This is a genomic window from Aeromonas sp. S18(2024) (genome assembly GCF_041402525.1).
Classification (GTDB): Bacteria; Pseudomonadota; Gammaproteobacteria; order Enterobacterales; family Aeromonadaceae; genus Aeromonas; species Aeromonas enteropelogenes.
In genome coordinates this window covers 198,774-212,418 of sequence record NZ_JBGLQV010000004.1, presented here as the reverse complement: position 1 = coordinate 212,418, position 13,645 = coordinate 198,774, and the positions used below count along the sequence as shown (strand labels likewise).

Below are 13,645 nucleotides of genomic sequence, written 5' to 3'. Positions count from 1 at the left end.
ACCCGTCTCGCTCAAATGAGCCAGTGGAGCCGGGTATCGATGCCCTGCTGCAGGCGATCCAGCACAGGCAACAGCACCAGCGGGTCTTCCTGACGAGGCTCATCCGCAAGTGCTCCCCTCAGCCGCTCACGCCCGAGTGGCGTCAGGTTGTCGTAGACCGCCTCATCCAGCAGCGGTTGCTTTGCCACCAGTGGCTGTGGCTGCAATGCCAGCCACAGCCGCACATCCACCATGCTGCCCCCCTGCTGCAACCGCTCGTTGAGGGCACAGCTGTCGCTGGTCGCCTCTTCTGCCATCAAGGCTTCTGCCGGGCGCAACCCGAAATGGGCACGCCAGTCCCGCTCATCCGGCGCAGCGGCCGGCTTGGCGTCAAACCAGGGCTGCTCCTCCACCGAGTCGGTGAGCAACGCCAGGTGCAGCCGAAAATCCGCCCGATCGCCATGCTGCAGATCCAGGTTGAGACGTTGCCCCAACTGGCCCTCATCGACGAGCAGGTGATCACGGATTGAGCGGGGTAGCATGGCATAACTCTTGAAAATGGCGATTTCATTTCTTATCGGCCATCAATCCGATTCTTTTAATGGAAAAATCCCGCTTGGGGGTTCACAAAAGCGGAAGATCTGTTAGTATGCGCCTCGCACTTGTGGAGGGGTTCCCGAGTGGCCAAAGGGATCAGACTGTAAATCTGACGGCTCTGCCTTCGAAGGTTCGAATCCTTCTCCCTCCACCATTTCAAGTGCCACAATCTGTTTGCAATACCCCGTGGAGGGGTTCCCGAGCGGCCAAAGGGATCAGACTGTAAATCTGACGGCTCTGCCTTCGAAGGTTCGAATCCTTCTCCCTCCACCATCATTCAGAAAACCCGGCCTTGGCCGGGTTTTCGCTTTTCCGGCCCACCATATGTCAGGCCGATCTCCCCTCGCCCTCCATCAGAATAAAAAAACGGGAGGCCAGCGCCTCCCGTTTCGTCAGTCACGGTCGCTCCCGTTAGAGGGTGAAGCGATAGAAGACATCCACCGCCTGGGCGACCCCACTCATGGCCTGCAGATAGAGTCGCGGCAGCACCTCGTAGCGCAGCTTGAACTCGGCGATCGGGCTGAATACCCCCACCCCGTACTGAAACTGCAAACCGGGCAACAAATAGGCGGAGAGAGTCACCTGGGTGTCGTCGCCACTGCCGGCGGTATCGAGGGAGACATCACTCATCCCCAGCGCCTCTCCGATGCTCGACACCACGCCGTTGGCCTGGCTGACCGCGCCGGCCACCAGCAGGCCGTTGAAGCCGCCATCCTCGCCGCCCGTCTGCAGCCCCTTGCCGCGCAACAGATAGGAGAGCTGTTCGGACTGGGCCATCTGGGGTTCGGAATAGACCTTGATCTCCGGCTTGGTGGCCGGCCCCGTCACCCGTACCCCGACCGTCACCTGATCCTCTATGGTATCCGGGTCACGATAGGCCTCGATATTGAGGAAGGGGCGATCGAGGGGACCGGAGAAGATGATCCGTCCCTCCTTGATGATGAGGTTCTGGCCATAGGCCTTGAAGCGGCCGTCGGTCAGCACCAGCTGGCCGTTGCCCGCCAGTGGCTTGCCCGGATCCTGATTGATATTGAGCCCGCCGGAGACATTGGTCTTGAGCCCCATCGCCTCCAGTTTCACGTCGTCCCCGAGCCGGATCGCCACCTTCATCAGCAGTGGCAGGCTGGCCTGGGGAGGCGGTGGCGGCAGATCGTCGTACACCACGGTCACGTCATCGGAGACGGCGACCGCCGAGTCCGGCAGACTCTTGACCAGGATCCGCGCCCAGGGAATATCCACCTTGCCGGTGATGCGGGTCTCCTCCCCCAACGAAATGGCAATGTCCGGGGAGACCCGCACCCGGCCCATGCCCGGGTATTGCGCCTCCAGCTCATCCCCCTGGATGGTCAGGCTGCCACTCACCGGCATCTTGGCCCAGCTGAGCCAGCCGCCGAGGGCCAGCGGCCCCTTGCCCACCAGCATGGAGCCATCCAGCTCGGCGCGGTTGCCCTCGATCTTGAGGCGGGTCACCAGTTTGGAGAGGGTCACCATATCGGAGTGAGTCTGCACTTCGCCATCAAGCAGATTGAGCTGACCGAACAGCAGGGGGGATGCCAGGGTTCCCTCGAAGCGGGCATTGGCGGAGATCACCCCTTGCAGGGAGCGCACCTCGGGAATGAGGGGGGCAAAGGTGTCGAGCTTGAGATCGTCAAACTTGAGCTGGCCCCCGAGCTGGCCGCGACCTGCGGGCTCCCTGATCAGCAGGTCGGTATCGATATTGCCGATCTGCTGCGAGGCGAAGTCGAGGCGGATCGCCGCCTGCTGGCGCTCGAACTCCACGGCCAGCGCCAACTGCTGATAATCGGTCTTGATGTCGTCAGCCACGAAGGAACCCGGCGTGGTGCGCACCACCGCATGCAGGGTCGGTTGGCTACCGCGCCAGCTGGCACGACCATCGGCGGAGAGCTCCGCCTGCCAGCGGAAGTTGTCCGGCAGCCAGGGGCGCAGCCGTTTGAGATCAAACCCGTTGAGGGCAAACTCCAACGCCCCCTGCTCGGCCGATACCTGGCTGCCCTTGATGCAGAGGTTGGCCCCCTGGGAGTCAAGACAGAGATCCCCCATCGCCAAGCGCTGGCGCGGCAGATCGAGATCGAGGGCCCAGGGGTTGGTCAGGCTCCAGCGCCGCAAGGGAGTCTTGAGCTTGAGCTCGGAGAGGGTCCCGCGCCAGTGATCCCCGCGCACGCCGCCACCCAGCTTGAGATTGGCGGCCACCGGATCGCCCTTCATCGTCAGGGTGAGCTGATGGCGCGCCAGATCCCCGTCGAGGGCCAGCGCCAGCTGGCTTAGCTTGGTCTCTCCCTGGGTCAGGCTGGCCACGGTGAGCGCCAGCTCACCCGCAGGCTTGTCACCCACCAGGGCATTGCCCTTGATGGCGATCCCCTTGATGTTGGTGCCCGCATAATAGAGGCGATTGGCCAAAAGCTCAGTGGTCACCCGCGGCGCCTGCTGATTGCCCCCCAGGCGCACCTGCCCCTTGATATCCCCCTTCAGGCCGGGGTAGAGCCCCGCCAGATTGGGAGCATCGAGATCGGCCACCAGTTGCCACACCTGCTGGCTGATCTGCCCCTTGGCCTGCAACCGGTTGGGGCCGCTTTGCAGCGACAGCCCGGGAATGCGCCACTCCATCTTGTCATTGCCGCTCGCCTCACCCTTGATGGCCAGCGGATACTGGTTGAGCTTGCCATCCACCCTGAGGGTGGGCAGGTTCAGCTCCCAGCTGCCCGCTTCGTTCATCACGAAACGGCTCTCAATCTCCCCGCCCAGGGTGCCCTTGAGATCCGGCACCAGCTCGGCCGGATTGATCCCCTTGAAGCGGGTGTTCCCTTGCCAGTGGACTCCCTTTTGCCAGGCCAGCTTGCCATCCAGGGTCAACTCCCCCTTGAGAGCCTCGAGCCGCAGGGCCAGTTTGCTCAGCTGTTCGAGATCCCCCTTGCCATTGAGGGCAATCTTGAACGGGGGCACATCCGTCCCCTTGCCCGACGTCTTGAGGGCAAACTGATAGCCGGAGAGCTTGCCCTTGGCGGTCAGGCTCCCCTTGTCCAGCCGGTAATTCGGCTCATCCTTGGCCGGCTTGTGCAAGGGCCAGCCGAGGCTCTTCCAGTCGAGCACCAGATCAAACGGCAGATCCGGGTCAAGGGCTGCCAGCGACCCCTTGAGGCTGGCGGCTACCGGCCCCTTGGCCTGCAACGCCAGATCCAGCTTACCGACCGACCCGCTCAGGGCCAGGGTGGCCTGCTCCCCTTTAAGCTCGCCATCGAGCAAGCCCTTGCGCGCCTTGGCATCCAGGGTCAGATCCAGCGGATAATCATCGCCCAGGCGAATATTCCCCTTGAGGACCAGATCGGCCATGGCGTGGCGCAGCGAAAGCTCGCGCAGTTCGATGCGATCATCCTCGGCGCCGGCCGAGAGGTGCAGCTTGTCGACGGCTTCGATCAGATCGCCCTGCTGATAACGAAAACGGGTCAGACTCACCCCTTCCAGCTGGACGGGAAATGGCAGGGAAATGGCGGGCAGCTCGATGGGTGCAGCTTTATCAGCCTGAGTTGACTCGCTGTTGGTTGTCTCGCTCGCCTTATCCTGAGCCTGGCCCTGAGCCGTTTTCCCGGCCTTGGCATTCTCTTCGGCCGCCGCTTTGGCTGACGGCGTGTCAGCCAGGGTGACGCTCAAGCCATCCAGCACGGGGCCGCGCACTATCAGCCCCTTGCGATCGAGGGTCGCGCCGATATCCAGCGATCCCAGGGTCACGGCCACACCGGGCACGGCCAGATCGAGATCGGCCACCTGCAGGGTGTCTACCTGGATTTTGAGGGGCAGTGGTTGCCAGGCGAAAGGTTCGGAGGGCTCTGGCGGCGCGGGTTCGGAGTCGGCGACCTTCACCACCGGATGGATGACCACCAGGGATTTTATCCAGAGCTTGCCCTGCAGGAGCTTGCCAAGATCCCAGTCCAGCACGGCGCGATCGACCGAAACATCCACCAGCTCATCCTGCCAGCCGACCCCTTCCAGGGTCCAGCCATAACCGAGCTGGCCCGCCACCAGCTCACCCTTGAGGGAAGGGAGAGCGCCCTTAGCCTGTTGCCACAGCCACTTGTTGCCCTGATGGGTGAAGCCCAGCAGGCTGACGCCGATGAGCAGCAGAAAAACGAGGCCCATCAGCCAGAGAAAAAGACGCTTTACCCAGATCATAATTCAGGCCCCAAGGCGAAATGCAGCCGCACGGGCTTATCCTCTTCCGATACCCCGACCGCCAGATCGAGTCTGACCTGACCGATGGGGGTAACCCAGCGCACCCCGATCCCGGTGCCGATTTTCCACGGCTCGCTGTAATCGACGGTGGCGGTACCGCCATCCACGAACAGAGCCCCCAGCCACTTCTCGCTGAAGCGGTAGTTGTACTCCAGGCTGGCCACGCTGGTATAACGGCCCCCGGTCAGCTTGCCATCCGGCCCGGTCGGGGAGATGGTTTCATAGTCAAACCCGCGTACCGTCTGATCGCCACCGGTGAAGAAGCGCAGGGATGGCGGCACCAGGGAGAAGCTGTCCCCTATGATGGCCCCCTGCTCGGCCCGCATCAGGAAGCGATGATCCTCGCCCAGGGTGCGCAGCCACTTGCTGCGGCCCCATATCCGCACGAAGCTGATGTCGGATCCCCAGGTGGGATCGGAAAACTCCAGGGTGAGCTGCTGGCGATCCCCCCAGTCCGGCACCAGGCCGCCCCGCACCCGCAGCCGCGACCAGGAGACGCCGGGGATCACCAGCAAGCTGTTCCCCTCGTCCATGCCCTGGGTATAGACCTCGTTCTCCAGGCGGATGAAGACGTCGCGATCCCAGCTCTCCGGCCGCCGGGTCCAACGGTGCACCCCTATGGTGGTGAGATCGGAGCGGGTGTCGTTGTTGTCCTTGTACTGGTAGCCACTCTGGATGGAGTAGTAGTCCCGCAGCGGGTTGCCCACCGGGATCTGGTAGTCGAAGCTGAGCTCCGCCTCCGGCGCCGACACCTTGGCGGTGGCAAACAGGCGGTGGCCGTAACGGTTGACCCAGGGCTTCTCCCAGGTCGCGCTCATCCGCGGCCCCACGTCGGTGGCATAGCCCAGACCGGCTTCGATTTCGTGATCGACCCGGTTGGCCAGGGTCACCGAGATGGGCACCCGGTAATCGGTCGCCTCGCTGATCTGGGGCTTGATATCCACCTGACGGAACAGCTTGGTGGAGGAGATATCCTGGGACATCTCGGCCAGGCGGATGGCCAGATAGGGTTCGTCATCCTTGATGGTGATGAGCGGCTTGATCAGCTTTAGCGCCTCGGGGGTGGCGTCATAGCGGATATCGCCAAAACGGTAGCGATGACCGGACTGGAACAGGATGAAGATCTCCGCCGTGCCCTTGTCGGGAAACACCCTGACCTGGCTCTTGCTCAGCTTGGCGTCGAAATAGCCGCGCGCCAGCCCCAGGCTGCCGAGATCGGCCTTGATGGATTCATATTTGGCATGGTTGAGGGGCTCCCCCTCTTTCAGGGGCAACTGATCCAGCAGCTCGCTATAGCGCTCGTCACTGCTGGCATCCCCTTCCAGCAAGACGTCGAGACGGGAGACAATGACCGGCTCCCCCTTGTCGATGGTGACAATGACCCGAGATGGCTTCTTCTCGTCGCGGCTGAGGGAGATCTTGGGCTCGTAGTAGCCATACACCTGCAGCGCCTTTTGCACGCTCTCGATGATCTTGGGGCGGGCAGGACGATACTGGCGCTCCTGATAGACGGGCAGGGCGTTGAGATAAGCTTCAACGTTGTCCTTGTTGTCCCCTTTCACTCCCTTGACCTGATAGGTGAGCTTGGCCGCCAGCGCTGGCGCCGCCAGGAGCGACAGAAACAGGCCCAGCGCCAGGATCAGCAGGCCGCGGCGACAGGCGGAGCCGGAGAGTAAACGCCCTGCCGGCAGGGATGGATTGCATCCGGTCAAAGGTCGATATTCCTGAAAGTTGGGTAACGAATATAAAGACGCACACAGGCACAGCCCGCTGCAGCCACTCGCCCGCCAAGCGGGGAACGCAGTCATGCACGGGGTCGGACCAAGAGCGCACCAACATATGGCGAACCCTATCCTAACATAGGCTTTCGCCAACGACAGAGCCGCCGGCCTGGCAAATTCGCCATAGATTTTAAGATGTTGGCCACAAATTGCGCAGCCAGGTGCCCCCTTTGGCCTCGCTCGCCGACCCAAAATAGCGCTAGCCATCTGAAACCGGAAAAATCTCCATCACTCCCGGTCCACGTCGAACAGCGCGTCCGTGGGTGTGCCACGACAAGGCTTGTCGGAACCTGCCTGTCGATTGAGCAGCCAGCCTCTCAAACCCCGCTATCCCGCGACAAGGCCCGCGCCACGCGGGATTGAGACAGGCTCGTTCAGTGCAATCGAATTATCCCGCTGCCCTTGTCTGACGCCCTCGCGCACACTCAAGCCATCAACCGAAGGAGATCCCATCATGCATGCCCGTAGCGAACAGATGGCTGACTACATTGCCGACCGGCTCGAATTCATCACTTTTCTCGCCTGTTGCAGCGCCCTGCTGGCGCTGCTGACCGGCATGAACGGCCAGCAGGCGCTGGCCTTTACCGCACTCAACCTGCCATTTGGTCTCGCCATCCTGCTGACCATGGCATTGCTGGCTCCCCTGCCCGCTTACTGGCGCCTGCCCGGCATCACACTGTTGCTGGCGGCAGCTGCCTTGCTGACGATGCAGCTTGGTGGCGAATGGCTCAACCCGCTGGCCATCTGGAGCCTCTATGCCCTGCTGGGACTGGAAATCCTCTGGCAGGCTCGCCCCAGAGCGCAACTGGCCACCAGCAGCCACCCCTGATGGCGGCAAGGCTCTGCCAAACGTGACCCGGACGGCTGACGCGGAGGGCAATTTGGGGTACCCTTGCGCCCCCGATTTGCCATCCACCCGTTAACCCGAGGAGCGCCCCATGAAAAAAGCCTGTGCCCAGCACATCCTGGTCAAGACAGAGAAACAGTGTCTGGAGATCAAGGAGAAGATCGAGAAGGGCGCCGACTTCGGCCAGATGGCCAAGCGTTTCTCCACCTGCCCCTCCGGCAAGCGCTTCGGCGATCTGGGGGAGTTTTCCAAGGGGGACATGGTCAAATCTTTCGACGATGCCGTCTTCAAGGGGGAGTTGCTCAAGGTATTGGGACCGGTGCGCACCAAGTTCGGCTTTCACCTGATCAAAGTTTTATATCGGAATTGAGAGAAAAAGAGCTGGCGTATACGCCAGCTCTTTTTCTTTGCTACTCAGCAACACCAATAAAGTCATTCAATAAAGGACCTAGCTCGTTATCCTCCAATATGCACCAACTGAGAAAAGCGCTGTAGGGTGCAGATGCTTTAACTAATAGCTTCATTCTTTCCAATGCAATTTCTTTTTCTTGTGGCAATACCGTTTCGGTATAATATTTATCTAGAAGATCTAACAATAGATTGTATTGTGAGAACACTCGCCCTCTTAAAAAAGACGCAGAAACAGTCTTATTCGGTGTATGCGTACTATTGAATATCTTATCTAGCAACTCTACAGTTAAATTGGTTTTTTCATTATTAACTTGAGCTTCTATTTGGAGCTTTTTTGCGTGTGGAGTTACGGGTGGAACATGTTTGATGGCCCTTAAAACATCAACATTTGTATCACAACAGTCAATAAGGTCATTATAATTAGCCAACTTTATATTATTACACCGACCGCATGAAAAATAGAGATTATTCCAATCGAACTTTATATTTTTATCACCTTGATGTGGAACAAAGTGCTCTACATTTATATCTTGAGGCTCTTTCGTCTCACAAATATAGCATTTTTTATGGAATACCCTGTTCAAAGCCTCCCATACGTCCTGAGAATCATACTTTACTTTATTAGCAAGCGAAGCTGGGGCTGGTTCATTTCTAACAACATTGAACATATTACGACCTCTTCGCTTTGCTAAGAGCGATTTTAGCAGATTTAACAAAATACAAAGACTCATCATCCAAAGCGGCATAATCAGATGGAAGTAGATCCAGTAACGCCTGGACGCCATCAATATTAAGAGGTGATCTATTCAATAAAACAGCTAATTTAGCTATATTTTTTTGAAGCAGACTGGATATGGGGAGTACACCAAACAACCCTTCTAATACAGCTTCGTAGGAGTACATCGAGAGATCATCAACCTGCTCAAGACGTGATAGGTCATAGATCACTGCATCATCAACCGATGAGACTACAAATGGCGAATGTGTACTAACAATAAATTGTACTTTGGGGAATGCTCTCTTTAAAAAAGCGAGAATTTTCTTTTGTAATGAAACATGTAGATGCGCATCAACTTCATCGATCAGAACAATCCCTGTTAATTCATCTGGGTCAATTGAACGAAGAGATACTTTCGTAATCAAATCTGCATATACCGCCATGATTGAAGAGAAACCAGAAGATAAACTTTGAAATGTATATGGATCTTTATGTGGCTGATGGATTTCGAATGACAAGGTATCTGATTTGAATACCAACCTTAGACTATTATCCTCAAAAAGATCTTGCAGGTCAGTTTCTAGCTTAGAAAACCATTTTTCAATGCGCATAGCCTCTTCAGGATTATTATTTATTTTACTCGACTCTGAGAACGCCTGATTAGCTATATTTGAAACAAGAAACTCTTCAAAAATTGAAGAAGAATTTAAATTTGAATAGATCTTTTGTGTAAACTCTTTATCTTTTGAACGTAAAGCATCAAGACTTGTTACAGTTGATGGTTTTGTGATCTCAGACTTCCTCATAGCCTCAAAAGAAACCAAAACAGCCTTAAAATTTTGATACTTTACGACAAAATCTTCAAGGCTACATATTTGAATAGGTGGATTTTCAACTTCTTTTATTTTAGCTTTTGTATTCTCAATTTGCTCTTTAAAATGATTATAGTTCTGATGTGCAGGACCTATAATATCAAAGTTGTATTGATAGGAGGCAAGATTGCTTTGAAGTTGCTCAACAGTATAATTATTTCTATCGATTATATATTCTTTCAGCTTTTTGAATAGGTGATCCATTAGTTGCGTTTTACCGCAACCGTTCCCTCCAGTTAAGATTAGTGTCTTCCCATCCAGATCAATATCAACAACCTTATCTGAATAAGGTATTTTTGTTTTGATTTTTATTAAATAACCAGACATACTACCACCTAAATTAATATTTTAGTCATTATATTGAAATTTATGAGTTTTTGTAAGGCTACTGTTTTAAAATGAGAGGCAATTGGCAAAATTCATGCTAGGAGATCATTTTTCCTATGCTTTAAAAACCACAAGATACTGTGGAATTAGATAATTAGCCGTCCATTGTTGAGCGTTTACAGCACTGCACTCACGTTTTGTACCAAATTTAGGCGAATCCGAATTTATCTTAAGAGCACAATACCAAGGTCCTCTACCGCAACTAATGCGCTCCCCTGTGGTGCTCCTCCTGCGGGCACCCTCCTTTTTTCCTCATGCCTCCATGGCCAAAAAATCGCCGAACAGGCTTCAATTTGCTAACGTTATCAGGCTATTAGGTTTATCCTTCTCGGCATTGCCCACTCAATCCATGGATCCCGCCCTATGCCCAGCACCATCTTGTGGCCACTGCTGGCCTGGTTCGTTCCTCTGGTAGGGGCCCTCGGTAGCCGTATCCATCTCTGGCCCTGGTGGCTGGGTTTTACCCTCTGTCTGGCCGGGGCGTTGCTCTCCCTCTTCCTGCTGGTACGTTTGCCCTGGAGCCGAAACAAGGCATCCAACCTGTGGGGGGCCATCCCGCTGCTGTTGCCCCTGCTGTTCCTGGTGCAGGCGTGGCGCATGCCACTGACCAACGATGTCAGCACGGATCCCTATCATCCCCCCGCCCTGAGCTGGGCCAGCGAACTCAGAACCCCGGCGGATCTGCCCGTCAATGCGCCTCCCCTGAAAGTTTTTGCCGGCAACCCCGGTCCTCTCTATACCCGCGCCTCCGGGGCCGAGGTGATCGCCGAGGCCAACGCACTGATGACAGAGCTGGGCTGGCAGGTACGTCCGAGCCCCCACGGGCTCGATGCCGTTGTCACCACCCCCTGGTTCGGCTTTCAGGATGATGTGGCGCTGCGGGTCTTTACCGGCCCCAAAGAGACCCGCATCGACATGCGCTCCGCCTCCCGTCAGGGGCGCAGTGACCTGGGCACCAACCGGGCACGGATCAACTGCTTTCTGGATCGGCTCAACGAGCGGTTGGGTGGGGCATACAAACCCAAGATGATGAAGAAGAACAAAGAAGAGGAGTAGCAATGCGCGTCGAGGTCAAACCGGATCAGGAGTATGCCTGGTTTATCCGCCCCTTTTTCTGGCTGCAAAAACGCAACTACGGCCAGGTGCTGATCCCGGGCAAGTGCTGGGGCCGCTCCCCCAGGCTGTTTGCCGCCGTGGCAACTCTCTATGGCGTCATCAACCGCAAACGCTCTCCCATCGATCCCGTGCTGCGCTCCCTGGTGACGGTGCGGGTCTCCCAGCTCAACTGGTGCCGTTTCTGCGTCGACATCAATGCCATGACCCTCATCAAGCGGGCCGGCTCCAGCGAGAAGGTGGAGGCCCTGGCCGAGTGGCGCGAAAGCCCCTTGTTCGACGAGCGGGAGCGGGCCGTGCTCGACTACACAGAGGCGATGACAGGGCTGGATGGTGTGAGCGACGAGCAGGCTGCCCGTCTCAAGCCGTGGTTCGATGACGACGCCATGGTGGAGCTGACCGGCCTTATCGCCTTCCAGAACATGTCGGCCAAGTTCAATGCGGCCCTCGACATCGCTCCCCAGGGCTTCTGCCAGCTGCCGGTGCAGCCAGCGCGCCCGACCGATGCCAACGCCGACAAGGACGCCAAATGACGCGAGCCCGTCTGCTGCTTCTGCTGGTGATGGGCTGCCTCATCGGCGCCTTTTTCGCGTTCGATCTCGGCCACTATCTGAGTCTCTCCCAGCTGCAGGCTCACCAAGAGAGCCTGGCGCTGTGGGTCGACCGCCATTTTGTCGCGGCCAGCCTGCTGTTTCTGGTGATCTATGTGCTCAGCACCGCCCTCTCCCTGCCGGGAGCCAGCCTGCTCACCCTGGCAGGCAGCGCTGTCTTTGGCGTGGCGTGGGGGCTGCTACTGGTCTCGTTTGCCAGCTCGCTCGGCGCCACCCTGGCGTTTCTCAGCGCCCGCTTCCTGCTGCGCGACTGGGTGAGCGCCCGCTTTGGCGACAAGCTGGCCACCTTCCAGGCGGGGATGGCAAAAGATGGCGCCTTCTATCTGCTGAGCCTGCGCCTCATCCCCATATTCCCCTTCTTTCTGGTCAACCTGCTGATGGGGCTGACTCCCATCAGAGTCAGTACCTACTACTGGGTGAGCCAGCTTGGCATGCTGCCCGGCACCTTCGTCTTCGTGCTGGCAGGGAGCGAGCTGGCGACCCTCACCAGCACCGGCAATATTCTCTCCCCCGGCCTGATGGTGGCGCTGACCCTCTTGGGGCTGATGCCCTGGCTGATGAAAAAACTGGCGCAGACCCTTGCCCTGCGCCGCCTGCACGCCCCTTTTCAAAAGCCGATCCGCTACGACTACAACCTGGTGGTGATCGGCGCCGGCGCCGGCGGCCTGGTCACCAGCTATATCGCCGCGGCGGTAAAGGCCAAAGTGGCCCTGATCGAAAAGCACAGGATGGGGGGAGATTGCCTCAACACCGGTTGCGTCCCCTCCAAGGCGCTGATCCGCGCAGCCCGCTTTGCTGCCGAGCAGCGCAAGGCGGGCGAGCTCGGCTTTAGTCCGAGCCAGAGCGAGGCTGATTTTGCCGCCGTGATGGAACGGGTCGCGCAGGTGATCAGGGAGGTCGAGCCTCACGACTCTGTCGAGCGTTACCAGGGGCTGGGGGTGGAGTGTATCGAGGGAGCGGCTCGGCTGGTCTCCCCCTGGGAGGTCGACGTCAACGGCCGGCGCCTCACCACCCGCCACGTGGTCATCGCCACCGGCGCCAGACCGCTGGTGCCCGATTTACCGGGACTTGATGAGGTGCCCTACCTCACCTCGGACACCCTGTGGCAGCTGCGCACCCCGCCGCGCCGCCTGCTGGTACTCGGCGGCGGCCCCATCGGCTGCGAGCTGGCCCAGAGCTTCGCTCTGCTCGGCATCCCCGTCACCCTGGTGGAGCTGGCCGATCAGCTGTTGCCACGAGAGGAGCGGGAGGTGGCCGAGGCACTGCGCCACCAGATGGAGCGGGATGGCGTCACCCTTCTCACCGGCTGGCGCGCCGAGCGGGCGCAATACCAAGCCATAGAGGATGGGCTGCCCATCCGGCTGCACCTGCGCCGGGGTGACGAGACCCAAGTGTTCGAAGGGGATCAGCTGCTGCTGGCGCTGGGCCGGGTCGCCAACGTGAGCGGTTTCGGGCTGGAAGAGCTGGGGGTGACGCTGGCGCCGCGCGGCACAGTAGCAGTAGACGGCTTTCTGGCCACCAACTACCCCAGCATTCTGGCGGTGGGGGACGTGGCAGGCCCCTATCAGTTCACCCACTTTGCCGCTCATCAGGCCTGGTATGCCGCCGTCAACGCCCTGTTCGGCCAGCTCAAGCGCTTTCGCGCCGACTACCGGGTGATCCCGGCGGCTACCTACACCAGCCCCGAGATTGCCCGGGTGGGCCTCAATCGCAAAGAGGCCGAGGGGCAAGGCATTGCATTCGAGGCGACCCGCTTCGATCTGGCCGAGCTCGATCGCGCCATCGCCGACGGTGAGCGTGAGGGCTTTGTCGAGGTGCTGACCGTGCCGGGCAAGGACAAGATCCTGGGTGCCACCATAGTGGGCACTCACGCCGGCGAGCGGATTGCCGAATTCGTCCTCGCCATGCGCCACAAGCTTGGGCTTGGCAAGATCCTCGCAACCATCCACGCCTATCCCACCCTGATGGAGGGGAACAAATACGTGGCTGGCGAGTGGAAACGGGCCCACCAGCCCACCCGCACCCTGGCCATGCTGGCCCGTTATCACAACTGGCGCCGCGGCGCCTGATCCCTTAGGTGACAT

Annotated in this window: 10 protein-coding genes and 2 tRNA genes; 7 read left to right on the top strand and 5 right to left on the bottom strand. The window is 58.5% G+C overall.

Annotated elements, in window-relative coordinates; translation table 11 throughout:
• Window positions 1–11 precede the first annotated feature (11 nt).
• Window positions 12–521: a VC2046/SO_2500 family protein gene (locus ACB034_RS09460; RefSeq protein WP_371172685.1), complete on the bottom strand. Its 510-nt coding sequence runs from the start codon at window positions 519–521 to the stop codon at window positions 12–14.
• A 124-nt stretch (window positions 522–645) separates the two neighbouring features.
• Here ACB034_RS09460 and ACB034_RS09455 point away from each other — a divergent pair.
• Window positions 646–730: transfer RNA gene (locus ACB034_RS09455), tRNA-Tyr, on the top strand.
• 34 nt (window positions 731–764) lie between these two features.
• Window positions 765–849: transfer RNA gene (locus tag ACB034_RS09450), tRNA-Tyr, on the top strand.
• A gap of 138 nt (window positions 850–987) precedes the next feature.
• Here ACB034_RS09450 and ACB034_RS09445 read toward each other — a convergent pair.
• Window positions 988–4,761 (bottom strand): translocation/assembly module TamB domain-containing protein, encoded by a 3,774-nt coding sequence (locus ACB034_RS09445; RefSeq protein ID WP_371172684.1) that lies wholly within the window; start codon window positions 4,759–4,761, stop codon window positions 988–990.
• Window positions 4,758–6,533 carry an autotransporter assembly complex family protein gene (locus ACB034_RS09440; RefSeq protein ID WP_371172683.1) on the bottom strand — a complete coding sequence of 592 codons (1,776 nt, stop codon included), beginning with the start codon at window positions 6,531–6,533 and terminating at the stop codon, window positions 4,758–4,760. The genes ACB034_RS09445 and ACB034_RS09440 overlap by 4 nt, the downstream gene beginning before the upstream one ends.
• Window positions 6,534–7,056: 523 nt before the next feature.
• Between ACB034_RS09440 and ACB034_RS09435 the strand changes: the two genes are divergently transcribed.
• Both ACB034_RS09435 and ACB034_RS09430 read left to right on the top strand, forming a co-directional pair.
• Complete coding sequence (locus ACB034_RS09435; protein ID WP_026457965.1) at window positions 7,057–7,431, top strand: hypothetical protein; 375 nt, start codon at window positions 7,057–7,059, stop codon at window positions 7,429–7,431.
• Window positions 7,432–7,540: 109 nt separating this feature from the next.
• Window positions 7,541–7,819 carry a peptidylprolyl isomerase gene (locus tag ACB034_RS09430; protein ID WP_026457964.1) on the top strand — a complete coding sequence of 93 codons (279 nt, stop codon included), beginning with the start codon at window positions 7,541–7,543 and terminating at the stop codon, window positions 7,817–7,819.
• Between the two features lie 40 nt (window positions 7,820–7,859).
• On the opposite strand, the gene ACB034_RS09425 is transcribed toward ACB034_RS09430, so the two are convergent.
• Window positions 7,860–8,528 carry a hypothetical protein gene (locus ACB034_RS09425; protein WP_371172682.1) on the bottom strand — a complete coding sequence of 223 codons (669 nt, stop codon included), beginning with the start codon at window positions 8,526–8,528 and terminating at the stop codon, window positions 7,860–7,862.
• A 1-nt stretch (window position 8,529) separates the two neighbouring features.
• The gene (locus ACB034_RS09420; protein WP_371172681.1) at window positions 8,530–9,777 is read right to left on the bottom strand and encodes an AAA family ATPase; all 1,248 of its coding nucleotides are present in this window, start codon (window positions 9,775–9,777) and stop codon (window positions 8,530–8,532) included.
• A 423-nt stretch (window positions 9,778–10,200) separates the two neighbouring features.
• Here ACB034_RS09420 and ACB034_RS09415 point away from each other — a divergent pair, with 423 nt between their 5' ends.
• Genes ACB034_RS09415 through ACB034_RS09405 form a run of 3 tightly spaced genes read left to right on the top strand, consistent with a single transcriptional unit; the run spans window position 10,201 to window position 13,630 of the window.
• Entirely contained in the window at window positions 10,201–10,893 is a 693-nt protein-coding gene (locus ACB034_RS09415; protein WP_042072013.1) for a DUF1499 domain-containing protein, read from the top strand.
• Between the two features lie 2 nt (window positions 10,894–10,895).
• Window positions 10,896–11,483: a carboxymuconolactone decarboxylase family protein gene (locus tag ACB034_RS09410; RefSeq protein WP_342009571.1), complete on the top strand. Its 588-nt coding sequence runs from the start codon at window positions 10,896–10,898 to the stop codon at window positions 11,481–11,483.
• Window positions 11,480–13,630: an FAD-dependent oxidoreductase gene (locus ACB034_RS09405; protein ID WP_371172680.1), complete on the top strand. Its 2,151-nt coding sequence runs from the start codon at window positions 11,480–11,482 to the stop codon at window positions 13,628–13,630. The genes ACB034_RS09410 and ACB034_RS09405 overlap by 4 nt, the downstream gene beginning before the upstream one ends.
• Window positions 13,631–13,645: the final 15 nt, after the last annotated feature.